Source organism: Wolbachia endosymbiont (group A) of Melitta haemorrhoidalis, assembly GCF_964273365.1.
GTDB lineage: Bacteria > Pseudomonadota > Alphaproteobacteria > Rickettsiales > Anaplasmataceae > Wolbachia > Wolbachia pipientis.
Map to the genome: position 1 here is coordinate 1,170,572 of NZ_OZ187004.1, position 24,776 is coordinate 1,195,347.

Consider the following 24,776-nt stretch of genomic DNA (forward strand, 5'->3'; position numbering starts at 1 on the left):
TACTTAAGTTTATGCTAGATTCTCCGCTAATTTTGACAGCCATTCTTATATTTTTCATTTTTACGTTGTCATTCTTTTTTATAAGAAAGATATTTGGATCAACAAACAAGAAGATAATAAAATCCTTTAGGAAAATTGTTCAGCAAATAAATGCATTAGAAACAGAAATGCAGAGCTTATCTGATGAGGAGCTTGCTGGTAAAACTGAAGAATTCAATCGAGAATTGAAAAATGGGAAAACGTTAAATGATCTTCTCGTACCTGCATTTGCAGTTGTGCGTGAAGCCTCTCGAAGATTTCTTAACATGAGGCACTTTGATGTTCAACTGATTGGTGGAATGGTGCTCCACAATGGCATGATATCAGAAATGAAAACAGGAGAGGGAAAGACACTCGTTGCAACTTTAGCAGCATATCTAAATTCCTTAGAAGGGAAAGGCGTACATGTCGTAACTGTTAACGACTATCTTGCAAAACGAGACACAGAGTGGATGAGCAAATTATATAATTCTCTTGGGGTTTCTGTTGCGTTTATTACGAATAACTTGACAGACGAAGAGAGGAAAGAGGCTTACAGTGCAGATATCGTGTATTCCACAAATAACGAGCTTGCCTTTGATTACCTGCGAGACAATATGAAATTTTCTCAAGAAGACATGGTTCAGAGAGGCTTTCACTACGGAATAGTTGATGAAGTGGACTCAATACTCATTGATGAAGCTCGCACTCCGCTTATTATTTCTGGCCCGGTTGAGGAAAACAATCAGATATATAAGCATATCAATAAAATAGTAACCAAATTAGTTGACTCCGATTATGAAGTAGATGAAAAAGGTAGAACGGTATTCTTGACTGAAGATGGTATTTCACGAGTGGAGGAACTACTAAGGTCATACAATCTCATTCCTGAAAATTCCTCGCTCTATGATACTGACAGCATGATAATGACTCATTATATAGACCAAGCATTACGTGCATATAAGCTGTTTACTGCTGATAAAGATTATATAGTAAAGGATGGCAAGGTAGTGATTATTGATGAATTTACTGGGCGTATGATGGAGGGCAGAAGATATTCCGATGGTCTTCATCAGGCACTTGAAGCGAAGGAGAATCTTGAAATTCAGCATGAAAACCAAACTTTAGCATCGGTCACATTTCAGAATTACTTTCGTATGTACAATAAACTTTCCGGAATGACGGGAACAGCAGCAACAGAGGCAGAAGAGTTTCGTGATATATACAGATTAAATGTAGTAAAAATTCCAACCAATGTACCTGTAAAAAGAGTTGATATTGATGATGAAATTTACGGTACAGAAAAGGAAAAATTTAATGCTGTGTTGAAGTTTATAGAAGAATGCTACAAACGCCTTCAACCGGTCCTTGTTGGCACGGTGAGCATCGAAAACTCTGAGAAGCTTTCTGCGCTTTTGCAAAGCCATTCTCTTAAGCATTCAGTATTAAATGCTCGTTATCATGAACAAGAGGCGTACATAATAGCGCAAGCTGGAGTGCCAGGTAGTATCACTATAGCAACTAACATGGCAGGACGTGGAACTGATATTCAGCTTGGTGGAAATGCTGAAATGATTGCAAAGGTGGAGCTAAAGAAGATAAAAAATGCTGATGAAAGAGAAAAAAAATACCAAGAAATAGTTGAAAGAGTAAAAAAAGATAAGGAAATTGCTATAAAAGCTGGTGGTTTATGTGTGGTTGGAACCGAAAGACATGAAAGCAGGAGAATAGATGATCAATTACGCGGCCGTTCTGGTCGTCAGGGGGATCCTGGACTTTCTAAGTTCTTTTTATCGCTCGAAGATGACCTAATGAGAATATTTGGCTCTGATAGAATGAGAAGCTTTTTACAAAAAGTAGGGTTAAAGAATAACGAAGCTATTCATCATCCATGGATCAATAAGGCACTCGAGAAAGCGCAAAAGAAAGTTGAAGCTAGAAACTATGACGTGCGGAAATCTCTACTTAAGTTTGATGACGTAATCAATAACCAACGTAAAGTTATTTTTAAGCAGAGAAACAATATCTTAGGCAACGAAATTAATGATATATTTGAAGTGTATAGCGAAGTAAATGAGAGCGTAGTAGAAGGTATAATCCAAAGTGGCTATTACGAAGATTATGTTGAAGATATAGCCAAAGAATTCCATACAAGGTATGGAATAACGCTTGATAAAGAAGACTTGGCAAAGTTTTTGAATAAACAAGAAGCTTTGAATTATATAAATGATAAGATACAAGAATTTTTTACTGAGAAAGAAAAATATTTCAACAGTCAGCACACTACAGATTTGTGGAATACGATCGTGAAGCAAATGATGATAATGACACTTGATCATTTATGGAGGGAACACCTTTCAGTTCTAGAGAGCCTAAGACAAAGCATAAGCTTACGTGCTATGGGGCAGAAAGATCCACTGAATGAATTTAAACGCGAAGCTTTCTTGATGTTTGAGTCAATGCTTGAAAAATGGAAGGAACTCACCATTCACCGCTTAGCACACTTTAAGTTGGCAGACAACCAAGAGATAGGCAATAGGTTACATTCTGCTAGAAATAGCAGACTTCCCAAAGTCTCAAGAAATGACAAATGTCCTTGCAACTCCGGAAAGAAATACAAACACTGCCATGGTGCGGTTACTGTGGTGAACTAATAATTATGGTTATACAGTTTGTTTATTTCCATCAACATTACTGCAGCTAACCTCACTTAGCTTACTGTTTAATGAATGCTCTGATGACTTATATGCAACTCCATAGGTAATACCACCAACTATCAGTACAGATGCTACAGTCATTCCAATTATTGCTAGTGCAGGTAATGCAGTGGCATAGGCAAGTACTAGTGGAACTACAACAGCAGATATAACACCCACAGTAATTCCTGCTGTTATAGCTTTAGGTCTATGGATGCATGATGGATTTGCACCATAATTTAGCAGGAGTTTTGCCATCCTTGGACTAGGTTTGTAAGGTTCATAAAAATTACCTAGTAAAGTTGTGTCACAATCTAGTAGCAGTTTTCCTCCTAACCTTATATTACGGTAACTATAATTAAGAGTAGCATAGTATAAAGGTGCCCTTCCATCCTTGTCTTTTATATTAGCATCTGCACCTTTTTTTAATAGCATTTCTATTGTTTGTATAAGTTCATAACCAATAGCATAATGCAAAGGAGTTTTTCCATCCTCGTCTTTTATATTAACATCTACTCCTCTTTGTAATAAAAGTCCCGCTATCTTTGCTGCACTATCATCCTTCATAGGAGTACATATGTTAGCATTACATGTAGCATAGTGCAAAGCAGTTCCTCCAGATTTATCCTGTAGATTAACATTTGCCACTTTCTCCAATAACATTTGCACTATTTCTATATCTCTTTTGCCAGCAGCTACATGTAAAGGAATCTCTTTATCTTCATCTTGTGCATTAACGTCTGCTCCCTCTTCTAGCAAAACTTCTACTACTTGCGTATACCCATACTGAGCAGAATAATGTAAAGAGGTTTTTTTCCATACATCTTGTACATTAACATTAGCCCCGCTTTTTATTAGGTGTTTTACTACTTTTCCACAACCATTTTTAGCTGCTATAAGTAATAAACCACAATTAAGTACTTCAAATGTGTGATTTATATCAAACTGGTTACTTTCCCACTCACTGTAGATATCTGGAAGCTTCTGCTGTAGTTCATCTTTGATTTTCTCAACTACATTTTCTGCACTCAGGTCTGGACTACTGTTGACTTCTTGTAGTATTAACCTTAATGTCATTTCCTTCTCCAAGATATAAAATTTTATTATGGCATATGGAGTGGATTATGTCAATGAAGAACTAAGAAACTGGTTCTTCTTTTTTTCTATAGCTTTAGGTTTACCTACAATTTGAAAAACAACAAATTCGTCATTCCGCTACTCGTTAGCGCCGCGGCGGTATGATGTAGGGAAACCTTTCTTGGGTTAGCTATAAAGTTAAAATTCGACCAGGGCAGCCGCAATAAGGTAGCAAACGCCATCATGTCTTTAGGAGAGTTTGCTAATGAAGGCTCTTAAGTTGACGCCATTGCCTGAACGGATACGCCAATTTTTATGTTCATTTGTAACCGTCTATTATTTTACACCCCAGTCTTTTTCAAATATTGCTAGCCCTTGGTCAGTAAGTGGGTGATTAATTAATTGTCTAAGTACTTTTGCTGGCACAGTAATTGAATCAGCACCAAGCCTTGCAGCTTCTATTACATGCGCTGGGCTTCTCACTGATGCAACAAGAACTTTAGTATCAAAACCGTAATTAGAATATATAGTACATATATCTTCTATTAGCGATAAGCCATCATAGCTTATATCATCAAGGCGACCAACAAAGGGGGAAATAAAACAAGCACCGACCTTAGCGGCAAGCAGTGCTTGTCCAGGAGAAAAACATAATGTGATGTTAACAGGTATTTTATGCTCTGTCCATAACTTTTTACAAGAAATTAATCCTTCATGTGTAAGAGGTAATTTGATCACAACATTATCAGCAATTTTTGCTAAATTCAGACCTTCTGTGATCATCTCTTCATGGCTATCTGCAACAACTTCAACACTAACAGGCCCTTTTATAATAGAGCATATTTCACGCACTAAATCCTCGTATTTATCTTTACGCCCGGACTTTGCTATTAAAGAAGGATTAGTTGTTATGCCGTCAATGAACTCCTTTAGTCCTTTAATTTCATTTAAATCAACGCTATCAAGAAAAATTTCCATATTAATCTCCTATAAAAAAAATACCCTTGCAAAATCTTGTCATCCTACCGCTTGACTTACAACCGTATGAACTTTCTGCGTTGTAAACATCAAACAGCCGATAACACAACTGTACAAATATTGAGACATAAGAGTAATTTGTACCAAGAAAAAAGATGTCATCCCAGTGCCCAGACCCCTTAGACAATGTACCATCTTTTGATTTTGTCCATTCTGGGCGGGGTTTTCAAGTTCTTTGATCTTAAATACTACATCTACTTTATCAAGATCAATGTTGACTTCTTTTACTAATGTTCTAATAAGACTACGTTTGGCTTGCCAATCTAGGTCCGATTTAACACTAGAATAAAAGCCCTTTATGCTATTTGTAATAAGATTCATTTTCTGCCGTATTCCCTTTTACCTTTTTCTTCTCTCCTTCAATCTCTTTTAAACGTTACTTCATTTTTTTTATTGCCTGCTTAAAGTCTTCCTTACTTATAGTTAGTGCATACTTTGTTGCCGTAAAAACTTCTGGTACCCAAACAATTGTAATAAGTATACACAATCTTTGTCAACTATTTTCGGCACTGGTATATTGACCTTACCCAGAAAAAGTGGAGAGAAAGAAAGGAGTTTTTTCGGGTAAAATAAAATTTTGGAGGATTAGAAATGGTAAGAGAATATACGGCAGAATTCAAATTGGAAGCTGTTAAGCTGGCAAATGAACAAAGAAAGGTAGGTCAACCAGTTGCAAAAGTAGCAAGAGATCTAGGAATAAGGGATAGTGTATTAGGAAAATGGATGAAGAAATATAACGAAAAAAAGTCAGCGGCAAATGCATTTCCAGGTAGAGGTAACATGGCTCCTTACGACAAAGAGAGGTTTGATTTACAAAGAGAGTTAGCAAGAGTAACAAGGGAAAGAGACATTTAAAAAAAAGCCCTGGCCAGTCAAAAAGAGTAAAATATTTTTTTATAAAAGAGCATAGTAACTGCTATAAAGTACAGGAATTATGTAGGATTTTCTGCTAGTGGCTACTATAAGTGGACCACAAGAAAAATAAGCAGTAGAGAATCAGCAAATAAAGAGCTACTCGCAGCTATTCAAAAAATATATCAAGTTTCTAAATGTAGATATGGAGCTCCTAAAATTCATGCTGAATTGAAGGCTTTGGGTAAAAGTTGCAACTTAAAAACAGTGCAAAGTATTATGCAGAAAAATGGTATTCAGGCTATATTGAGAAGAAAATTTAAAATTAAGAAACAACAAACGGACAGTAGAGTCGTAGCTCCCAATATATTAGACCAAAACTTTATTGTCGATCAACCAAATAAAGTATGGGATTACTTATATAAAAACCAAAGAAGGATGGCTATATTTGGCAACAATAATCGATCTATATTCACGCATGGTAGTTGGCTGGTCAATGAGCAGTTCAATAAATAAACAATTGGTTATGGACTCTTTATTAATGGCCGTTAACAAGCGTAAACCTGCCAAAAATCTACTATTACATAGTGATCAAGGTTCACAATATACTTCGCAAGGTTATCAATATCTCTTATCCATAAAAAACATAGATGAGTTATAAAGGTTGTTGTTACGACAATTCTGTTGTGGAAAGCTTCTTCAGTTCTCTAAAAAGGGAGTTACCAATAGACACCTCTTGGCACTCTAAACAGCATATCAAAACTGCTATATTTGAATATATAGAAATTTTTTATAACAAACAACGTCACTATTAACTATTGCATTCCTGAGCATTTTGATTCATCATTCTCTTTGTGAAAAACATTCCAAACTTTCTCTCCACTTTTTCTGGGTAAGGTCAGATACTATAAACTATAAAAAAATTTCTCCGATAGTTCATATAGCAAGTAAATTCACAAAATGAAGACTATTATTTTTATTACAGGTGTATCTACGGTTGGAAAATCAAGTTTGGCTCATATATTAGGTTCAAAGCTTTTTATGCCTAGAAACTTTGCAATTCCACTAACTATAGCTAACCCAAGAAAGGTTTCCCTACGTCATACCGCCGCGGTATCTCAGCATAGATTCCGCTAACGAGTAGCGGAATGACGAATTTGTTGTTTTTCAAATTGTAGGTAAACCTAAGCCACTTTAGCTATACTTGTAGAGAAAAAAGAATAGATGATGATCCTAAATATTTAATAAATTTGACTACTGAGGAATTTCAAAAATCTCAATTTTTTATTAATTGTGATATGGTACATTCTATCTTCATATAGCTTTCCTCTTCATACCTCAACTAATGAAATCAGAAGCATCAACTCCCTTTTGCAAGCAAGCAGCAATAACAGTGTTCATCATTAGAAATGCAATGGTCATTGGGCCAACGCCCCCGGGTACTGGGGTCATAGCTTTGGCTTTCCCTTTTATTCCTTCAAAGTCAACATCACCTACAAGCTTTCCTACGTTAACGCTATTTATGCCAACATCGATCACTATTGCACCTTTCTTTATCCAGTCTGCTTGAACAAAATTTGGCTTTCCGACTGCTGCAACTACTATATCCGCTTTAGAGCAATATTCAGCTAAATCCTTGCTTTGTGAATGCAAGATGGTGACAGTGCAGTTTTCTTGCAATAGCAGGTAAAACATTGGCTTGCCCACGATATTTGACCTACCAATTACCACTGCGTTTTTACCGGAAAGGTTCTCTTCAATTGACTTAATTAAATGCAAAGAACCTTTAGGAGTGCAAGGTATAAGGCAGTTTTTTTCACCTTTAACTAATTTGCCAACGTTTTCATCATGAAAGCCATCTACATCTTTTTCAACACTTACTGTGTTAATTACTCTGCTTGCACTAATATGATTTGGTAAAGGCAATTGCACTAAAATGCCATGCACAGATGGATCTTCATTTAATTCATTGATTTTTTCAATTAATTCATCTTCTAAAATATTATTAGGCAAAACAATGGTCTCAGAACTTATGCCTATTGATTCTGCTTTTTTCTGTTTGTTGCGAACATAAACCTGACTTGCTGGATTGCTACCCATGAGAATTACTTTCAGGCAAGGAAAAATGTTATACTCTCTCTTTAAAATATCAATTTTTTGTGATAGCCTCTCACATAGGTCGTTTGCTATTTTTTTACCATCAATAATAATTGTCACTTCCTTGCCACTCCTTAAAGTCGGGTAATTTGATATCAAATAAATCCAATACTTTGCCAACAGAATGATTAATAATATCATCCAACGATTTCGGTTTAATATAAAAAGCAGGCACTGGTGGAGCAATAATTGCTCCCATCTCCGTTAATTTTAACATATTTTGTAAATGCCCAAGATGCAGTGGTGACTCTCGCACCATAAGAACTAACTTTCTTCTTTCTTTTAGCGTTACATCTGCAGCCCTTGTCAATAGATTGGAAGTAACACCTGATGCGATTTCAGACATTGTCTTCATAGAGCATGGTGCTACAATCATCCCTGAGGTTTTAAATGAGCCGCTTGCTATTTTTTCTCCAATCTTTTCTTCAGAATAGTAAAAATCTGCAAGTGATGTAATATCTTCAAGTTTTTCTTTAATCTCGTGAGCTAAAGTTACTTTCCCAGCACGACTTATCACTAAATGAGTTTCATAATCGACGTCTTTCAACGCTTCTAAAATACGCACACCGTAAATAGAACCAGATGCTCCACTTATTCCAATTACAATTCTGCTATTCACTTAACTCTTCTTCGTAGCTCATTCCCAATGCACGTTTATAGGTATCAAGCAATATTTCTTGTTCCTCTCTGTCATCATCATCCATCTTCCTCAGCCTAATAATTTGTTTCATCACTTTTATATCCCAACCTTCATCTGCGGCTTTTGCATATACATCACGAATGTGATCTTGCACATCCCTCTTTTCTTGTTCAAGTTTTTCGATTCTCTCTATGTAACCCTTCAACTCTTCAGCCGTTATTTTTACTGTATCTTCCATGAAACTCCACTAATTAATTGCTGCCACTAATATTACCAATTTTTACTTGCACTTCAACAACAGTAATAATATTTTTATCTTTTTTTAAAATCTTAAAGCGAAAACCATACATGGAAAACTCCTCGCCTTCGTCAGGAATGCGCTCTATTTCATTCACAATCATACCTGCTAGAGTTGTAGCTTCTTCATCAGGGAGATTCCAGTATAACTGCCTGTTAATGTCCCTAATAGTAGATTTTCCTTCTATGTGATACATATTATCAGATATTTTCTTTATAAAATTCTCCGTAATCAAATCATGTTCATCCGAAATTTCTCCAACTATTTCTTCCAGTATATCCTCAAGAGTTACAATTCCCTGCAGTGCTCCATACTCATCAATAACAAATGCAAGGTGTTTCCTGTTCTTACGGAAGTTGTGAAGTTGCACGCTGAGCGGTGTACTTTCTGGTATGAACCAAGGCCTTGACATAACTTGGGTAATGTCAACTTCTTCCGCTTTATTATTCTTTTCACGCAAAGCATTTATTAGAGCTTTCACGTGAATTACACCTACAATGTTATCTGGTTCCTTCTGCCATAAAGGTACTCTACTGTGACTGCTGGTTAAAATCTCTCTTATTAACTCTTCTTTATTCCGATCTATATCAAGAGAAAATAGGTTTCTTCTATGGGTCATAATTTGTGATATCTCTGTCTCAGCCAAATCAAGTATGCTGCTTAGCATATCTAAATCCTGTTGCAACATAGTTCCTTCACTGCGGTGAAGAGTAATCATATTACGCATTGCATCCGCTGCAGATATCACTTCCTTATCTTTATGCAGCCCACATAATTTTAGGATGAGGTTAACAATAAATTGAATACCTAGTGTCAATGGAGAAAAAATCTTTACAAAAAACAATACAAAATAAGCAGAAAATGATGCAAATTTTTCAGGATTTTGAATAGCATAAGTTTTTGGTAGAACTTCGCAGAACAATAAAATACAAAATGTCATTATAATTGTTGATAGGAGAATGCCCTCATTTCCAAAAAGATTGATAAATATTGCTGTAAATAAAGCAGAGCAAGTAATATTAATAATTGTATTGCCGAGCAATACCGTTCCTATTGTCAATTCTTTCCTATTTAATAAGCGATCTATTACCCTGGCTTTTTTGTTACCGTCTAGCTTTAGCTTATTAACTCGAGAACGGCTAATTGAGGTTAAGCCTATTTCTGCTCCTGAGAACAAAAACGATAAAACTAACAAAACAAAAATTGCTGATGATACTAAGACCAATAACCAATCCATTAAAGTACGATGTTATTGTGATAAAAAATAAAATTAATTTTACATGTTATGAGAGGCATTTGCAAGCCTGAATTTATATTGCCGAATTTTATATACCTTTAATCTTAAAAAACAAATCATAAAGCATACTACACGCTGCGTTCACATGCTCATCCTCAATGATAAGTGGTGGGGTTACCCTTACTACTTTGTTGTTTAAAACCCTAGTTATTATTAAACCTTTATCAAGAGATCGACTAATAATTTTATCAGCTACAAGAGTTGCTAGTTCTATTCCCATTAGTAACCCTTCTCCACGAACTTCTAAAATCATCTCAGGAAATTCTTTAGCTAAAAGCAACAGCTTTTCTTTTAAATATTTACTAATTCTTTTAACATGATCAAAAAAGCCTTCTTTTAGCATTATATCGAGCACTGCATTACCAACAGTCATGGCAAGTGGATTGCCACCATAGGTTGATCCATGAGTTCCTGGAGTAATTGCTTCTGCTATATAATCTTTCACTAAACATGCAGCTACAGGAAAACCGTTACCCATAGCCTTCGCACAGGTTAGCATATCAGGTTCAATGCCGACATTTTGATAATGAAATAAAGAACCGATGCGTCCATATCCGCACTGCACTTCATCAAAGCACAAAATTATTCCTTGAGCTTTTGTTATTTCCCTTACTTTTTGAAGATATTCTACGTCTAGTGGATATACTCCACCTTCGCTTTGTATGGGCTCTAAAAATACAGCAGCTATTTCATTGTTGATTTTTTCTTCTAATGCTTTAATGTCATTTCTTGGCACTTTATCAAAACCAGAAAGGAGCGGAGCAAAACCTTCGCGTGATTTTTCATTGCCTCCAGCAGAAATTGCAGCAATACTGCGGCCATGAAAGCCTCCTTCAATTGTAATAATACGATTACGTTTTGCTTGCCCTTTTGAATAAAAGTAACGACGAATAAACTTAATTGCAGCTTCTGTTGCTTCAAGCCCACTTGAGCAGAAAAAAACTTTATCTGCAAAAGTAAGGGTTGTTAAACGCTCGGCAAGCCTTTCTTGCTCGGGAATAGTGAAAATGTTAGAGCAGTGCCATAATGAGCTCGATTGCTCTTTCAGCTTATCTGTAATGTATGGATGACAATGCCCTAAAGAAGTTGTAGAAATACCTGCAGCAAAATCTAAATATTTTTTACCATCTTTATCAAAAAGATATGCCCCTTCTCCCCTGACTATAGGAGTGTCAAGTCTATTATACGCATTAACAACATGATCCATTTTATAAGTATTGTGGTATTATCTATACTATACCTGAAATGAATCCATTAACACAAAGCTTTTCCTTTAACCTCTTATGCTACTTCAACTAAAAATTTGGCTAATGCAAACCTTTTTTGTCATTCTATAGCTAAAGTGACTTGGTTTTACCAACACTTATTAGCCATTGTAAAAGTTTTTGTTTCTATTGAATGATAGTTGTAGCCTATGCAAGAAGTTTATTGACTTTGAGCGCACTTTAGCCTATACAATTTTAATATCTTAAACTACTGGACATGCCCGATCTAAAGACAATGATGTTAAATTTTGGACCTCAGCACCCAGCTGCACATGGAGTGTTGCGTCTTGTTTTAGAGATGGATGGTGAAGTGATCGAGAGGGCAGATCCCCATATTGGGCTTTTGCACCGCGGTACTGAAAAATTAATAGAACATAAAACGTATCTTCAAGCTTTGCCTTATTTTGATCGCCTTGATTACGTATCACCAATGTCACAAGAGCATGCATATTCACTTTGTGTGGAGAAATTGTTGCAATGTGAAGTGCCAATTAGGGCAAAGTATTTACGTGTCTTGTTTTGTGAACTGACGAGAATACTAAATCATTTACTGAACGTTTCTTCTCAAGCACTTGATGTTGGAGCAATGACCCCTCTTTTATGGCTCTTTGAAGAAAGAGAAAAAATACTGGAATTTTACGAAAGAGCTTCAGGTGCAAGGTTTCACGCAGCTTACATCAGGCCAGGTGGAATTGCAGCAGATGTTCCAGAAGATTTGATTGAGGATATTGCAAAGTTTATAGAGCAATTTCCAAAATATATAGACGATGTTGATGAACTTTTAACAGAAAATAGGATATGGAAGCAACGCACTGTAGGAATTAGTGAAATATCAATTAAACAGGCACTTGATTGGGGCTTTAGTGGCCCAATGTTGCGCGCTGCTGGGCTTGCTTGGGATTTGCGAAAAAGCCAGCCATATGAGATATATGATCAACTAGATTTTGATATACCGATCGGCCAAAATGGCGACTGTTATGACCGTTATCTAGTTAGAATGGCAGAGATTAGGCAATCTATCAGTTTGGTGAAGCAGTGCATAGAGAAAATGCCTGAAGGGCAAATAAAAACTGAAGATAGAAAAATTTCTCCACCGTCAAGAGCAGAGATGAAAAAATCTATGGAAGCTCTGATTCACCATTTTAAGCTCTATTCAGAAGGATATCACGTACCAGAAGGTGAGGCTTACGCAGTTGTTGAGGCACCAAAAGGTGAGTTTGGAGTGTATATAGTTTCAGATGGTACCAATAGACCTTATAGGTGCCGAATAAGAGCACCTGGCTTTGCGCATTTACAAGCCTTAGACTTTATGGCAAAAGGACACATGCTTGCTGACGTTGCAGCAATTATTGGCTCACTCGATATAGTTTTTGGTGAGATTGATAGGTAATCATTGGTACCCGTTCAGGCAATGGCGTCATGCAAGTAGCTGACACATAACTGTACGAACATTTGTTTGCAAAGGCAGTATGTTAAGTGTTATAGCCGATTTTGCCTCAAACACAAAGGCAGTGCCTTGACTACTTGGATCCAGAAAAATTGATTGTGTACTATACAACATTTTTGATCAAAAGCGTAACCGTTCACTGTTAGACTGCATTCTGTGATTTTTAGCAAAACATGATCTTTCATTTGAGCTTCCTTCAATTTAAAATAAATACAGAAAATTGCTGCCTATAGCTAAACTGACTTAGATTTACCAACAATCGTCATCCCGCTACTTGTTAGCGGCTAAGAGATACCGCGGCGGCATAGCTATCTTCAAAAATATGGTTGAATAATTGTGTGTATAATTATTAATATTTTTAAACACTTTGGCTATGGCTTTATCTAAGTTTCTCGACCCTAAGCTGGATTTAACCTTCAAAAAAATATGTAGGGTCAAGAACTGGCGCGCCTACTTTAGGGTTTGGTGGCTGATCCATTGTTTTCACAATAGGCCTCAATCCAAATTCCCATGTTAACGTTTCCAGCTCCCGCCTCGTCAAACGCAGCATCCGCACTACGCTTTCCTAGCAGATTCTTTACCAAAGTTTATAACATATTGTGCTGGTGATGCTTTCGGTTTGTAATACCTTATTCTATAGTCTGAATATAGACCCAGCGTTTTGTATATCCATTCGCTACTCCACTTCTTCCAACCAAACCCTCTCTTCACTTTCAGCTAATAAGTGATTTTCTATTTCACCTTCCAAACTTGCCTCCAGCAGCTTTTTTATAAATGGTGTAAATGCTCCATCCCTTCCTGTTAATGGTCTGCCTTCCCTTATTGATGACAGTATATTTGCTTCCAGTTCTTTGTAATCTACCAAACCGGTAGTTCTGTTTACTACTTTCTGACTCATTGTCAAACCTCCATTTTTTTTATATCAATTTATTACTTTTTTTTTGGTTTGACACACTTTTTTGAACATTCCCTGTTAAGATGCCTAATCTACTTTCAGCTCCTCAGTATGTAAACTGCGTGGTAAAGACTCTAATTCCTTTGCAGCACTTAAACTTTTATTTTTTGCATGTATACCAAGCTTATTGAATTCTCGAGCAGCAGGAAACACCCTTGCTTCAAGAGAGCCAGCAGTTTTATTATAATGATCAACAGCACTTTTTAAGCTCCTGCGCAAATTATCAAAGTTTTCACCCATTGTGCAAATGCGCTCATATAAAATATGACCTAGTTCACTGATTTTCTTTGCGTTTTCAGCTATCATCTCTTGCTTCCATCCATACGCTATTGCTCTCAGCAACGCAATTAGAGTGATCGGTGTTGCAATGATCACTTTTTTTTCCACTCCAATCTCTATCAAAGCAGGCTCATATTCCAGTGCTGCGCTAAAAACCCCCTCCCCTGTTAAGAAAAGCACCACAAGTTCTGGCGTATTTTCAAATTGATTCCAATACTCTTTTTTACCCAAATCATTTATGTGTTTTTTTATTGCCAGGGAATGGTTCTTTAATTTCTCCTTTTGTATTTGCAAATCATTTTGTGATATAGCATCCATGTAAGAATCAAGCGGCACTTTAGCATCTATTATTATTTGCTTTCCAGATGGCATTTTGATTATTAAATCAGGACGCAATAAATTATCCTCGTTTTTATCAATCACTGACGGCTGAGTAAAAAAATCGCAATACTCAATCATTCCTGCCATTTCTACCACTCTTTTGAGTTGCATTTCACCCCATTTGCCCCTAATGTGAGGTTTCCTCAGGGCATTAGCAAGGTTGGAAGTTTGGTTCATCAGCGCTCCAATTTGCTCCTTTAAACCTTCATAGGCCCCTACCCTCTCCTTTTCTAGCTCACGTATTTCATTATCGAATTTTTCTAATTTTTCTTTTATTGGAGTTACAACTTCGTTGATCGTTGCTTGTCTTTTTTTGAAATCGCTTTCCGTTTCTTTTAATTTACTATCGATTACTTCCTTTGCTAAGTTCAGAAAATTATTGTTATTTGTTTGCAAAGCATCAAGAGAGAGCGCTTTAAAAGTGTTTGTTAATCTCTCCTCTGCTTTTGTTAGTAATTCTATTTCCTTTTTCTTTTCCTCACGTTCTTTTTGCAGAGTTACTTCAAGTTCTGCTTTTTTGACCCTTAAATCAACTATTTCTTCATTCTTCGTAAGCAAAGTTTGCTTTGTTTCTTGAAGTTCTTGCTCTAATTTACATAAATTACCCTCAAGGTTTGCTTTCTTTTCGCTCAGTTTTTTTACGATAATGTAGAAAAATAGTAATAGAGAGACAACCAGAGCTATAGAATTGAAAAGCATCAGAATAAAAAAGCTGTATTTACAATTCTATATGATTTTTGTGTGTATAAGAAAGAAAAAAGGAGCACCTAAAGAGGTGACCTTACCCAGAAAAAGTAGAGAGAAAGTTAAGACGTTTTTATCATGAGAATAAATTGTGCAGGAATGCAATAGTTAATAGTAGAATGTCTACGTTATTTGTTATAAAAGATTTCTATGTATTCAAATATGGCAGTTCTGGTTTGTTGAGCGAGAAGTATCAATAAGCAGCTCCCTTTTAAGTGAACTTTTCTGCAACAGAGTTATCGTAACAACAGCCCTTATGGCTCATGCTGGAAATGATGTTTTTTGTATTCAATAGAAATTGGTAATTTTGAGAGGTATACTGTGACCCTTGATCGCTATGTAACAGCAGATTTTTATCGGGTTTGCGTTTATCAACGGCCATCAATAAAGAATCTATAACTAATTATCATGTTACTCATTAACCACCATGCGTGAATATAGGTCAATTATTGCCGCCAACAACCTTCTTTAGTTTTTATGTAGGTAATCCCAAACTTTATTTGGCTGATCAGTAGTAAAATTTTGATCCAATGTGTTCGGAGCCACAACTCGGTTGCTTATTTGCTGTTTTTTATTTTTGAACCTTCGTCTAAACTTGGCTTTAATGCCATTTTCTTGCATAACACTTTGTACTGTTTTAATTTTTGCCTAAAGCTTTTAATTCAGCGTGAATTTTAGGGGCTCCATATCTGCATTTAGAAGCTTGATTATTTTTTGAATATCTGCTAGAAGCCCTTCTTTTGCTAATTCTTTACTGCTTTTTTCCTTAGCAACCAATACCACCAGTACAAAACCCTACATAGTTCCTGTGTTTTATAGCAATTTCTATATAAAAGAATACTTTACTCTTTTTCTTTGCCCAGGGCTTTTTTTAAGATGTCTCTTTCTCTTGTTAGTTCTTTTTTTAGATCAAATCTTTCTTTGTTATAAGGAGCCTTTGCCTGGAAATGCGTATGCTCCAGACATTTTTCCATCATATTTTCTTACTTAACATACTGCCATCTATACCTAGATCTTTTGCTATTTTTGTACTTGCTTGACCTGTTTCTTTAACCAGCTTAACAGCTTCTAATTTGAATTCTGCTGTATATTCTCTTCTATTTGTCATATTTTGAAAAAACGTTTTATTTTACTCCAAAAACGTCTTAACTTTCTCTCTACTTTTTCTGGGTAAGGTCAATTTACCGCCGCGGCGCTAACTAGTAGCGGGATGACGGGTTACCAAATTGTAGAAGTTGCTTTAGCTATAAATTCAAGTTTTATCAATGTCTTGTGTTGTTACCCAAATAATGGTTGTGCAAGCGCTTAATTTTTTGATCAAAAAGGAACAAGTTTAGTAAAAAATAATGATATTATTAGTGGAACATAAAACAGTCCCACTGCAGTACTGATTAGAAGCAACAGAGTAGCTTTATCTGGTTGATAATTCAAAATATTAGCAAGTATTATACTGGACCCAGAAACTGGAATAATAGCCAGCAACATCAGTGCTTTATATATGCTCTCATCGTATATACCTATAACATGCTTGTCTAAAAGGACAATTCCTAAAACAAACAGTGGCCAGAATACGTACTTTGCTGTAATAGTGATCAAAGCAAGCTTCCAATCTATTTTAAAGCTTGCAATATTCGCAATGCTCACTCCAAGTAGCACCATTCCTAATGTGACAAATGTACTTCTAATATTCATCATAACATCTGTTAAAAAAGTAGGTATTTGTATATCGTATATACTTAAAAAGAAGCCCAGAACCATCGCATAAAGCGAAGGAAGTTTGAACAACTTTAATATGCATTCTTTTGCGGTATAAATACCATTTGCAGCTATGTAAAATCCTAAGCTGTTTTCAAATAGCGCCATTCCTATATAACAAACAACATATACAGATACTGAATCTTCATCAAATAAAGCCATGGCAATCGGCAGGCCAAAATAACCCATACTTGTGCTGCCCGAGCTAAATGCTAATATGTTTCTTGTGTTATCCTTAAATAAAAAAGAAGAAAGATAATACACTGATAAGGACATAGTGCTACCTATAAACCATATCAAAATCGGCAGAGAAATTACTTTTAAGTTAACTTCTGTATGAGAGACTCCATATAAAATCACTATTGGATTAGCTATATAAAAAAGTATTTGAGATATAGTGTTTCTATCAATTTTAAGATATTTTCCTGCTAAGTAACCAATAAATATTGTAATATAAATAGGTAATATTTTGAGAAAAAGAGTAAGGAACATACTAGCCTATTGTAATATTTTTGATTGATAAAGTGACATTAGATCTTAAGGTGTTGTAAAAGTAAACAAAATTTATTTTCCAATTTATCCAGCTCATAGTTAATTAAATTAGTGCCAAAATTTGTTTTTACATAGGACTTAAGAATGACATTTGTATGATAAAATTATGTTAAGTTTCTGTAAAGCTTCTTGCATATTTTTGAATAATGACATATTTACTAAAAATTAAACTGCTTGTAGTAATTTAGACGGACTGTTGAAAAAGTAAGAGGAAATAAGTAAAGTTAGGACAGAGAGTAAGAGCTTTAACATAGTTGTCATATTTTTCTTTAATTAACCCTAGTGTCCAATTTATCCACCATTCCTTCACATGAGGTGTTTCTAACCATTTTAATAACAGTAAAAAATGTTTTCTTTCAACGCTTTAAATGTGATATTTTTATTCATTAATTAAAAATCTCAAATGTTACTACCATTTCTGTTAATCCTGTCTCTCATTGCCAAGTTCATTGAAATTGACATTTCCGTACCTAGTTTTCCTGATATGGTGCACTATTTTAACGTACCGGAAGGCATAATTCAATTAACTATTGCTTATAATTTCCTAGGCTTTTGCATAGGAGGGTTGTTTTTTGGTCCATTGTCTGAATGCTATGGCAGAAGGAGAATTATGATCATAGGTAACACTTTGTTATTAATCGGTGCTGTTGGTTGTGTTTTTGCACCGTCGATTTTTTGGCTTTTAATCTCTCGCTTTGTTCAGGGCATTGGTGTTAGCACATCTGTAGTTGTGTTTGCAATCGTTGCAGACAGCTACAAAGGCGACGAAGCGGTGAAATTTATTGGAATCATGAATTCTGTTCTTACAGTTGTCATGGCAATTGCGCCAGTGTTAGGCAGTTTCATCAATGAAATTGTAGGATGGCGTGGTAATTATGCAACTGTTGCAATACTTTGTTTGATCTCTTGGGTTTTGCTGCTTTTAGCGTTACCAGAAACAAAAAAGAACCGCGATATTTTCAGTTTGAAAAAAACGATGAAAGATTACAGAAAACTACTATCTAATCTGAGGTTTGTTACGTTGTCTTTGATGTCAAGCCTCTTTTCTGCTGCGTATATGTCATTCATTACTTGTGGACCTTTTCTGTATATGAAGACTTTTGGTTTATCTAGCACTATTTATGCACTACATCAAGGTGCAATAGTTGGGTGCTTCTCACTCATCAGTCTATTTGCTGGCAAAATCTTGCAGAAACTTGGAGCAATAAAGTGTGTAATTTCTGGTACGAGCGTGGGTGCTATTGGGTCTCTATTGCTTGTAATATTCAGTATAATTGTACCCCACTCTTTCTACTTAGTAACACTGTCTATGATTATTTTTTCTATCGGTTGTGCAATTTTCCAGCCAGTGATTTTTAATGCATCAATAAATGTTTTCCCTGAAATTAAAGGCACAGCTTCTTCTGCAGTCTCGTTCATTAGAGCTTTTATCATGGCTATTTTTATCGGCTTAACAAGCTACATTTACAATGGTCAAACAATTAGTGTAGCTGTTCTTGTTCTATCCGCGGTAGTACTAGAACTTATTTTTACTGTCTATCTATTGCGTTTAAAAGATCCTATGTAATTAATAAAGATATTCCATTGTAGGCTGCTAACTTTCCCCGGCCAATCTTTCTGCTTCATTACGTGAGATTAGTGCCTCAATAAATTCATCTAGTTCACCTTCTTTTATAATCTGCTCTAGCCGATGTGAAGTTAGATTAATTCTGTGGTCTGTTATTCTTGATTGTGGAAAATTATATGTTCTTATGCGCTCGGAACGATCCCCAGAGCCAATCTGACTTTTCCTCATTGTTGACCTTTCCATTTCTTTTTTTTGTCTTTCAATTTCGTATAGCCTTGCCCTCAATACTTTGAGCGCTTTAGCTTTATTTTTATGCTGCGATTTTTCATCTTGCTGTATCACAACTATCCCTGTTGGCAAGTGGGTGACCCTTACTGCGCTGTCAGTTGTATTCACTGATTGCCCTCCAGGACCACTGGATCTATAAACATCTATTCGTAAGTCTTTTTCTTCTATTTTAAAGTCAACTTCTTCTACTTCAGGTAATATCGCAACAGTAGCGGCAGAGGTATGCAACCTTCCTGAAGATTCAGTTTCTGGCACTCTCTGTACTCTGTGCACTCCTGATTCAAATTTCAACCTTGCAAAAACTTCTGTTCCATTAATGAGTGCAGAAGCTTCCTTATATCCACCTATACCTGTATTAGAAATGCTTATTGGCTCGAACTTCCAATTTCTTCTTTCTGCATATTTTTGATACATACGAAATAACATTGCTGCAAATAATGCTGCTTCTTCTCCGCCTGTACCTGCTCTAATTTCTAATATTGCATTTCTTGAGTCATCTTCATCTTTGGGCAATAATGCTAACTTTAATTTTGCTTTTATTTTTGGTAATAATACCTTGTGCTTTTCGAAAAATTCTTCTTTTGCTAACTCTTTTATATCACCTTCGCTGTTTTCATCTTTCATTATTTCTTCTAAGTCTGAAATTTCCTCTTTCAGCGTGTTATATTCATCAATTATCTTGATTATTGGCCTGAGCTCAGAGTATTCCTTTGAAAGGGTAATGAATTCTTTTTGACTTAAATTGGTAGGATTTTCCAAATTCCTCTCTATATCATTAAATTTTTTCTTTAAGTCTTGTAAATTATTTTCCATATCCATATAGCACAGATCTAGCTAAGTAATATATACTGAAATAAAAAATTTCTTATATCAAGCAATAACACTATAATATATCTACTACCTTCTAGTTGAATATAATGGCAAAACAGATAACATCAAACTGCAATTTCATATTTGGAGCTTCGGACATAAAATCATTACCAGATGAATCGGCTCCAGAGATTGCGTTTGCTGGTAGATCAAATGTAGGAAAATCCAGTCTGATCAACTTACTGATAAACAGCAAAAAAGCTGCCAGAGTTTCCTCTAAACCTGGATGCACTAGACAAATAAATTTTTACTCTATGTACGATGATAAGTTCAGGCTTGTTGACCTGCCAGGGTATGGCTACTCTCATGCAGGCAAGGAGGAAATTATACAATATTTAAACTTAATTGAGTATTATCTAATTCAAAGAGAAAATCTAAGAAGAGTGTTTGTGTTGATAGATAGCAAGGTAGGATTAAAAGAAATAGACAAAGACTTCATTTATTGGTTAATATATAATAACATTAACTTTAACATTGTGCTAACAAAAATAGATAAAGTAAGTCAAAAAAGCTTAGGTGCTGTTATAGAAGATATTCAAAAATGGATTAATAATGAGAATGTGTCAATTCATCAAATGAGCATCCGTGTTAAGCATAAAATAACCAAGGTAAGAGATGAGTTTTTCAAGTTTACAAGATAAAAAAATGAAGAGTAGTGAATTTTTAAAGGGTGAGGTATCATTTGAACAAAAAGCAGAAATATTACTTGAAGTGCTATCTAACATACCTAGCTTTGTAGGCGAGACTTTTGTCATTAAATGCGGTGGTACAATAATCTTAGATGAAACACTATTTAATACTTTTGTGCATAATGTTGTCTTGTTGAAGCAGCTTGGTATAAATCCGGTAATAATTCATGACGGAGAATATGAAATTAACTCAGTGTTAAAAATGCTGGATATGAACAGTAAGTTTGTGAATGGTATCAGACTTACAGACAAAGACACTATGAAAATCATTGAAATGGCACTGTGTGGTTCAGTTAATAAAAAAATTGTTCAGTATATAAATTCTGCTGGTGGTTCAGCTATTGGATTATGTGGAAAAGATGGTAACTTAATTAAAGCCGAAAAAATAACCGCTACGCTTAGAGAAGATAGATCAAATAATATCGAAAAGATATTAGACATGGGGTTCATCGGTAGACCCACTGAAATCAATCCTGATATATTATTTTTTATTGAAGAATCAGATTTTATACCAGTTATTGCACCAATTGGTCATGGAAAAGATGGGGAAACATATCATATTGATGCCGATAGCACTGCAAGCGCAATCGCAATCGCAGTTTCTGCATCTAAAATGATAATCTTGAGTGACACAGATGAAGAAATAGATAAAATTGGTGGCAGGAAGATATCTGTTAAAAATTTAAATGCATCGATTGATTGTGGGAAAATTAAAGGGGAAAAATTTATTGAAAGGCTTATGGCATACGTTAAAATGGCGGAGGAATGTGCTGGAGTTGTTCACATAGTTGATGGTAGAATACCTAACATTATGCTTGATTTATTTACTGAGAGTAATTCAAGCATATCGATTGTGAGTGATTTATAGCTATACTGCTTGCAACTACACGAATACCAAGAGGGTGTCATTCAAGTAGCTGACACTGGAATGACAACAATCTACGTCATACCGCGATTCATTCGCGGTATCTCTAGATCCCGCTAACAAGTAGCGGGATGACGGTTGTCAGGGTGTCATCCCAGCGCCCTTATGATGTCATCCCAGTGCCCAGACACTGGGATCCAGAAGACTTAATTTCAACCAAGTGGCTGCATAATAAGGACTAGATTCCAGACTGGAATGACATCATAGAGGCACTGGGATGACAAAAAAAGGAGCACTGAACTTGTCAAGGAATTTTATGGCCTAGCGTCACGCGCTGGAATGACATCATTTACATTTATCACTTTTGCAGATACAATTTACATGCTATAATTGAGTCTTCATAGATGGTAAATTGGAGTGCAAAGAAGTAAAATTAAAGTAGAAATAAAAAGATTATCACACGGAGAAGACTTGTCTCTTCCATGTTATGCAACTACGCAGAGTGCTGGCATGGATCTTTATGCTGCATTGAATGATTCTGCTGTTTTAAATCCACTTGAAAGATTACTTGTTCCAACTGGAATTGTGATTGCAATACCAAACGGTTTTGAGGGGCAAATCCGCCCACGTTCTGGTCTTGCTGCAAAACATGGAATCACTGTCTTAAATTCTCCGGGCACTATAGACTCTGATTATCGAGGTGAAGTTAAAATTTGTCTAATTAATCTAAGTAATCAGCCATACGAAATAAAAAGAGGAGATAGAATCGCACAAATCCTTATTTCTCCTGTATCTCAGGTAATTTGGGATGACAGAGAAGAATTCTGCGCAGAAGAAACCGGTCGCAATGCAGGGGGCTTTGGCTCAAGCGGCAGGTAGCTTACGAAAAAGCTTGACTATGACAGTTTTTTTATTTAAGCATATTAATATTTGAGGTCGTTTATGCTAACTTTCAAAAATCACTGTGGTCAATTCCACAAAACAAATACTGCACTTGTTGCACTTACTTCTTTGTATGTCATAGGCGCAGCAGTAGCACTTTCAGCACCATATTGGGTGTCTTCAACTTGCACGCTTGCTCCACTTGCAGCTTTTGCAGCTACACCACTTGGAATCGGTATATTAGCAATTGTTGCTGTTGCACTGGTTAGTTCAGCAATGTACGCTATCAGCAAAAACAATGAAATATCTGAGTTGAGAGCTCCGAAGATTGTTGTTAATAACGATAGAAAAAACGGTAAAGAAACAGCATTGCTAGTAACAAAAGACACATTTAAGGAAATGGCAAGGAATAACCAAGTTAAAGATGAAGAAGGTAAGGTAGAAAAGGGTAAACATTATATAGCCTTCAGCTTAGAAGGCAAGAACTACCGTATTATTGTTGATATTAATCAGCTTACCAATACGCTAGGCAATACTTTACTCTTCGAGATAGGTTCACTAAAAGAGAAAAACGATGAAGGTAAGTTCGAGGCAGTAAATGAAACAAAGTGGAATAAAACATTAGGTTTAGACAAAGATGGTGCTAAAGGGGTTAACACTTATTTAGGCTCACTTATTGTTGAACAAGTTGCTTCTCAACAACAGACAGTATAGCCAAGTGAAATAAAAGAGGTAGATTAAGTCTGCCTCTTTGTTTTTTTTGATTTTTAGTGTTACGCGCATAACTGCATGGATGTTGCGATTCTCAAGGCAACGTATCTGTTTAGATGCATGGCTAATGCTGAAACAAAAATTCCAGTGTTCCCTTTCTTGTCATCCCAGTGCTTGACACATAACTGTACAAACATTCATTTTTGAAGGTAAATTGCACAACAGATAATGTCATTCCAGTGCTCCCTTTCTTGTCATCCAAGTAGCTGACACTGGGATGGCTTTGTTGCATCACACTTTATGAGATGGTGATTTATGGTAAATTCATGTAACTATCTCAAATTTAGCCATACCAATATCAGTGAATTTATTAAGCAAATAGCATTTGATTAGCAGTTCTTTTTCTCGATTTATCTCAGATTTATTCCTAAAACTAAATCCGAATATTTGCTTTAATCTTGAGAAAAACCCTTCAATATAAGATCTTTTCCCATAATTTACTTCTTTTTTCCATTCTTTCATGCCATCTTCACCGTATAATTTTATTAACCTAATAGCAGCATTCCTGTCAGACATATAATCTATTTCTGGATGTTCTGCCGCATTGTTTATTGGTGGAATTTTTGTCTTTATATCATATTCGTTACACAACTTATAAAACTTGTGCCTATCACATGCCCTATCTGCATATAGTACTTTTATGACATACTGAAAATCGACTTCTTTTAGCAAATCACAAGCTCCATAGTGATCAGAGTAGACACCGTTACTGTATTTTACAGCTATGGCTTTTTTGCTGTTTGTATTCAACATTACATGCAATTTTCTTGTCTGTTCATAGCTGCGATACTTTCTATCTTCGCTATTTTCTTTGCTATGACCAGGAGTGTTGTTGTATATACTAATTCCTGTACTGTCTATAGCAATTTCGATATCTTCCATATTATTTTTATCAATTCTGCAATCATTGATCTTAATATTGAGTTTCTTAAACCTTCTTGATGATTGTGAATAGCTGATAACTTGCAAATTTTTCCCAATTTGCTCAAGGTATCCTGCTATAAACCCAACTGTTTGCCTCAGGCCTATTCTAAATAAACAAGTTATTATGTGCACCAAAATTACAACTTTATCGCTATAAATATTGTTGCCACCTGGTATTTTTGGACCATTCTCGTACCACTTTTCTATGGCTTCGTTGATATAATGAAAAATATTTCCTCTTTTTTCTAGAAATTTGTTATATTCGCTATGGTTACTGACCCTCATTTTTTGTGGCATATTTTTTCTTTCAAGGTTAAATGGCTATTTTATAATGAATTTTGTCAGTAGCCACCAGATTTTTTCAGTTGCTATGCAACAAAGCCATTCCAGTGTCAAGCACTGGGATCTGGTAGACAATGTTCATACAGCAGCTACTCGGATGACACCTTGTGCTTGCTGGCTATAATTG

Annotated in this window: 29 protein-coding genes and 1 pseudogene; 12 read left to right on the forward strand and 18 right to left on the reverse strand. The window is 35.6% G+C overall.

From position 1 onward, the window contains the following. Positions 1–11: 11 nt before the first annotated feature. Positions 12–2,672, forward strand: a complete 2,661-nt coding sequence (secA, locus tag ACICPZ_RS05955; RefSeq protein WP_244663065.1) for a preprotein translocase subunit SecA — start codon at positions 12–14, stop codon at positions 2,670–2,672. 9 nt (positions 2,673–2,681) lie between these two features. Here the strand turns inward: secA and ACICPZ_RS05960 are convergent, their stop codons facing one another. The 3 genes from ACICPZ_RS05960 to ACICPZ_RS05970 form a co-directional block, all read right to left on the reverse strand. After that, positions 2,682–3,791: an ankyrin repeat domain-containing protein gene (locus ACICPZ_RS05960; RefSeq protein ID WP_264373843.1), complete on the reverse strand. Its 1,110-nt coding sequence runs from the start codon at positions 3,789–3,791 to the stop codon at positions 2,682–2,684. 336 nt (positions 3,792–4,127) lie between these two features. Next, entirely contained in the window at positions 4,128–4,769 is a 642-nt protein-coding gene (gene fsa / locus ACICPZ_RS05965; protein WP_007552982.1) for a fructose-6-phosphate aldolase, read from the reverse strand. 39 nt (positions 4,770–4,808) lie between these two features. Next, on the reverse strand, positions 4,809–5,150 hold the full coding sequence (locus ACICPZ_RS05970; protein WP_213862869.1) for a hypothetical protein: 342 nt from the start codon (positions 5,148–5,150) through the stop codon (positions 4,809–4,811). 270 nt (positions 5,151–5,420) lie between these two features. Here ACICPZ_RS05970 and ACICPZ_RS05975 point away from each other — a divergent pair, with 270 nt between their 5' ends. The 4 genes from ACICPZ_RS05975 to ACICPZ_RS05990 all read left to right on the forward strand — a co-directional run bounded on the left by ACICPZ_RS05975 (position 5,421) and on the right by ACICPZ_RS05990 (position 6,496). Further along, on the forward strand, positions 5,421–5,684 hold the full coding sequence (locus tag ACICPZ_RS05975; RefSeq protein WP_010082296.1) for a transposase: 264 nt from the start codon (positions 5,421–5,423) through the stop codon (positions 5,682–5,684). Positions 5,685–5,810: 126 nt separating this feature from the next. Next, the gene (locus ACICPZ_RS05980; RefSeq protein WP_264329863.1) at positions 5,811–6,197 is read left to right on the forward strand and encodes an IS3 family transposase; all 387 of its coding nucleotides are present in this window, start codon (positions 5,811–5,813) and stop codon (positions 6,195–6,197) included. After that, positions 6,130–6,342 carry a DDE-type integrase/transposase/recombinase gene (locus ACICPZ_RS05985; protein WP_264329769.1) on the forward strand — a complete coding sequence of 71 codons (213 nt, stop codon included), beginning with the start codon at positions 6,130–6,132 and terminating at the stop codon, positions 6,340–6,342. The genes ACICPZ_RS05980 and ACICPZ_RS05985 overlap by 68 nt, the downstream gene beginning before the upstream one ends. Then, positions 6,332–6,496 carry an IS3 family transposase gene (locus ACICPZ_RS05990; protein ID WP_264373845.1) on the forward strand — a complete coding sequence of 55 codons (165 nt, stop codon included), beginning with the start codon at positions 6,332–6,334 and terminating at the stop codon, positions 6,494–6,496. Before ACICPZ_RS05985 ends, ACICPZ_RS05990 begins: the two co-directional genes overlap by 11 nt. A gap of 523 nt (positions 6,497–7,019) precedes the next feature. Here the strand turns inward: ACICPZ_RS05990 and folD are convergent. The 5 genes from folD to ACICPZ_RS06015 form a co-directional block, all read right to left on the reverse strand. Next, a complete protein-coding gene (gene folD, locus ACICPZ_RS05995) occupies positions 7,020–7,898 on the reverse strand; it encodes a bifunctional methylenetetrahydrofolate dehydrogenase/methenyltetrahydrofolate cyclohydrolase FolD (RefSeq protein ID WP_209472766.1) in 879 nt (292 codons plus the stop codon). Continuing rightward, positions 7,882–8,457 carry a UbiX family flavin prenyltransferase gene (locus tag ACICPZ_RS06000; RefSeq protein ID WP_010082294.1) on the reverse strand — a complete coding sequence of 192 codons (576 nt, stop codon included), beginning with the start codon at positions 8,455–8,457 and terminating at the stop codon, positions 7,882–7,884. Before ACICPZ_RS06000 ends, folD begins: the two co-directional genes overlap by 17 nt. Continuing rightward, on the reverse strand, positions 8,450–8,716 hold the full coding sequence (locus tag ACICPZ_RS06005; protein ID WP_010082293.1) for a DUF2312 domain-containing protein: 267 nt from the start codon (positions 8,714–8,716) through the stop codon (positions 8,450–8,452). The genes ACICPZ_RS06000 and ACICPZ_RS06005 overlap by 8 nt, the downstream gene beginning before the upstream one ends. Before the next feature lie 13 nt (positions 8,717–8,729). Next, positions 8,730–10,013, reverse strand: coding sequence for an HlyC/CorC family transporter (locus ACICPZ_RS06010; protein ID WP_010962674.1), 1,284 nt, complete (start codon positions 10,011–10,013; stop codon positions 8,730–8,732). A gap of 88 nt (positions 10,014–10,101) precedes the next feature. Continuing rightward, a complete protein-coding gene (locus tag ACICPZ_RS06015) occupies positions 10,102–11,280 on the reverse strand; it encodes an aspartate aminotransferase family protein (protein WP_264373847.1) in 1,179 nt (392 codons plus the stop codon). Between the two features lie 275 nt (positions 11,281–11,555). Here ACICPZ_RS06015 and ACICPZ_RS06020 point away from each other — a divergent pair, with 275 nt between their 5' ends. Further along, entirely contained in the window at positions 11,556–12,728 is a 1,173-nt protein-coding gene (locus ACICPZ_RS06020) for an NADH-quinone oxidoreductase subunit D (RefSeq protein WP_010962676.1), read from the forward strand. Positions 12,729–12,755: 27 nt separating this feature from the next. Here the strand turns inward: ACICPZ_RS06020 and ACICPZ_RS06025 are convergent, their stop codons facing one another. From ACICPZ_RS06025 to ACICPZ_RS06055, 7 genes and pseudogenes are all read right to left on the reverse strand, one after another. Then, positions 12,756–12,899 (reverse strand): hypothetical protein, encoded by a 144-nt coding sequence (locus ACICPZ_RS06025; RefSeq protein WP_153296793.1) that lies wholly within the window; start codon positions 12,897–12,899, stop codon positions 12,756–12,758. 589 nt (positions 12,900–13,488) lie between these two features. After that, positions 13,489–13,683, reverse strand: a pseudogene (locus ACICPZ_RS06030) (IS256 family transposase); the annotation flags it as partial. An 84-nt stretch (positions 13,684–13,767) separates the two neighbouring features. Beyond that, positions 13,768–15,099, reverse strand: a complete 1,332-nt coding sequence (gene rmuC / locus ACICPZ_RS06035) for a DNA recombination protein RmuC (protein WP_151807714.1) — start codon at positions 15,097–15,099, stop codon at positions 13,768–13,770. A gap of 256 nt (positions 15,100–15,355) precedes the next feature. Continuing rightward, entirely contained in the window at positions 15,356–15,541 is a 186-nt protein-coding gene (locus ACICPZ_RS06040; RefSeq protein ID WP_338062968.1) for a DDE-type integrase/transposase/recombinase, read from the reverse strand. A 445-nt stretch (positions 15,542–15,986) separates the two neighbouring features. Beyond that, a complete protein-coding gene (locus ACICPZ_RS06045) occupies positions 15,987–16,121 on the reverse strand; it encodes a hypothetical protein (RefSeq protein ID WP_007548353.1) in 135 nt (44 codons plus the stop codon). Beyond that, positions 16,118–16,252: an IS3 family transposase gene (locus tag ACICPZ_RS06050; RefSeq protein WP_007548354.1), complete on the reverse strand. Its 135-nt coding sequence runs from the start codon at positions 16,250–16,252 to the stop codon at positions 16,118–16,120. Before ACICPZ_RS06050 ends, ACICPZ_RS06045 begins: the two co-directional genes overlap by 4 nt. 209 nt (positions 16,253–16,461) lie before the next feature. Beyond that, positions 16,462–17,391: an AEC family transporter gene (locus ACICPZ_RS06055; protein WP_006279391.1), complete on the reverse strand. Its 930-nt coding sequence runs from the start codon at positions 17,389–17,391 to the stop codon at positions 16,462–16,464. Positions 17,392–17,854: 463 nt separating this feature from the next. Here ACICPZ_RS06055 and ACICPZ_RS06060 point away from each other — a divergent pair, with 463 nt between their 5' ends. Then, the gene (locus tag ACICPZ_RS06060; protein WP_264373848.1) at positions 17,855–19,018 is read left to right on the forward strand and encodes a multidrug effflux MFS transporter; all 1,164 of its coding nucleotides are present in this window, start codon (positions 17,855–17,857) and stop codon (positions 19,016–19,018) included. Positions 19,019–19,045: 27 nt separating this feature from the next. On the opposite strand, the gene prfA is transcribed toward ACICPZ_RS06060, so the two are convergent. Next, positions 19,046–20,125 (reverse strand): peptide chain release factor 1, encoded by a 1,080-nt coding sequence (prfA, locus tag ACICPZ_RS06065; protein WP_007548640.1) that lies wholly within the window; start codon positions 20,123–20,125, stop codon positions 19,046–19,048. A 98-nt stretch (positions 20,126–20,223) separates the two neighbouring features. Here prfA and yihA point away from each other — a divergent pair, with 98 nt between their 5' ends. The 4 genes from yihA (at position 20,224) to ACICPZ_RS06085 (ending at position 23,326) form a co-directional block, all read left to right on the forward strand. After that, entirely contained in the window at positions 20,224–20,817 is a 594-nt protein-coding gene (yihA, locus tag ACICPZ_RS06070) for a ribosome biogenesis GTP-binding protein YihA/YsxC (protein WP_264373849.1), read from the forward strand. 4 nt (positions 20,818–20,821) lie between these two features. Continuing rightward, complete coding sequence (argB, locus tag ACICPZ_RS06075; RefSeq protein ID WP_209473400.1) at positions 20,822–21,733, forward strand: acetylglutamate kinase; 912 nt, start codon at positions 20,822–20,824, stop codon at positions 21,731–21,733. Positions 21,734–22,147: 414 nt separating this feature from the next. Then, complete coding sequence (dut, locus tag ACICPZ_RS06080; protein WP_006279458.1) at positions 22,148–22,609, forward strand: dUTP diphosphatase; 462 nt, start codon at positions 22,148–22,150, stop codon at positions 22,607–22,609. A gap of 63 nt (positions 22,610–22,672) precedes the next feature. Next, positions 22,673–23,326, forward strand: coding sequence for a hypothetical protein (locus tag ACICPZ_RS06085; RefSeq protein WP_182282568.1), 654 nt, complete (start codon positions 22,673–22,675; stop codon positions 23,324–23,326). A gap of 121 nt (positions 23,327–23,447) precedes the next feature. On the opposite strand, the gene ACICPZ_RS06090 is transcribed toward ACICPZ_RS06085, so the two are convergent. Further along, entirely contained in the window at positions 23,448–23,615 is a 168-nt protein-coding gene (locus tag ACICPZ_RS06090) for a hypothetical protein (RefSeq protein WP_167471207.1), read from the reverse strand. Between the two features lie 32 nt (positions 23,616–23,647). Continuing rightward, positions 23,648–24,604 carry an IS5 family transposase gene (locus tag ACICPZ_RS06095; RefSeq protein WP_264329805.1) on the reverse strand — a complete coding sequence of 319 codons (957 nt, stop codon included), beginning with the start codon at positions 24,602–24,604 and terminating at the stop codon, positions 23,648–23,650. Between the two features lie 34 nt (positions 24,605–24,638). Here ACICPZ_RS06095 and ACICPZ_RS06100 point away from each other — a divergent pair, with 34 nt between their 5' ends. Beyond that, positions 24,639–24,773 carry a hypothetical protein gene (locus ACICPZ_RS06100; protein ID WP_256433050.1) on the forward strand — a complete coding sequence of 45 codons (135 nt, stop codon included), beginning with the start codon at positions 24,639–24,641 and terminating at the stop codon, positions 24,771–24,773. Positions 24,774–24,776: the final 3 nt, after the last annotated feature.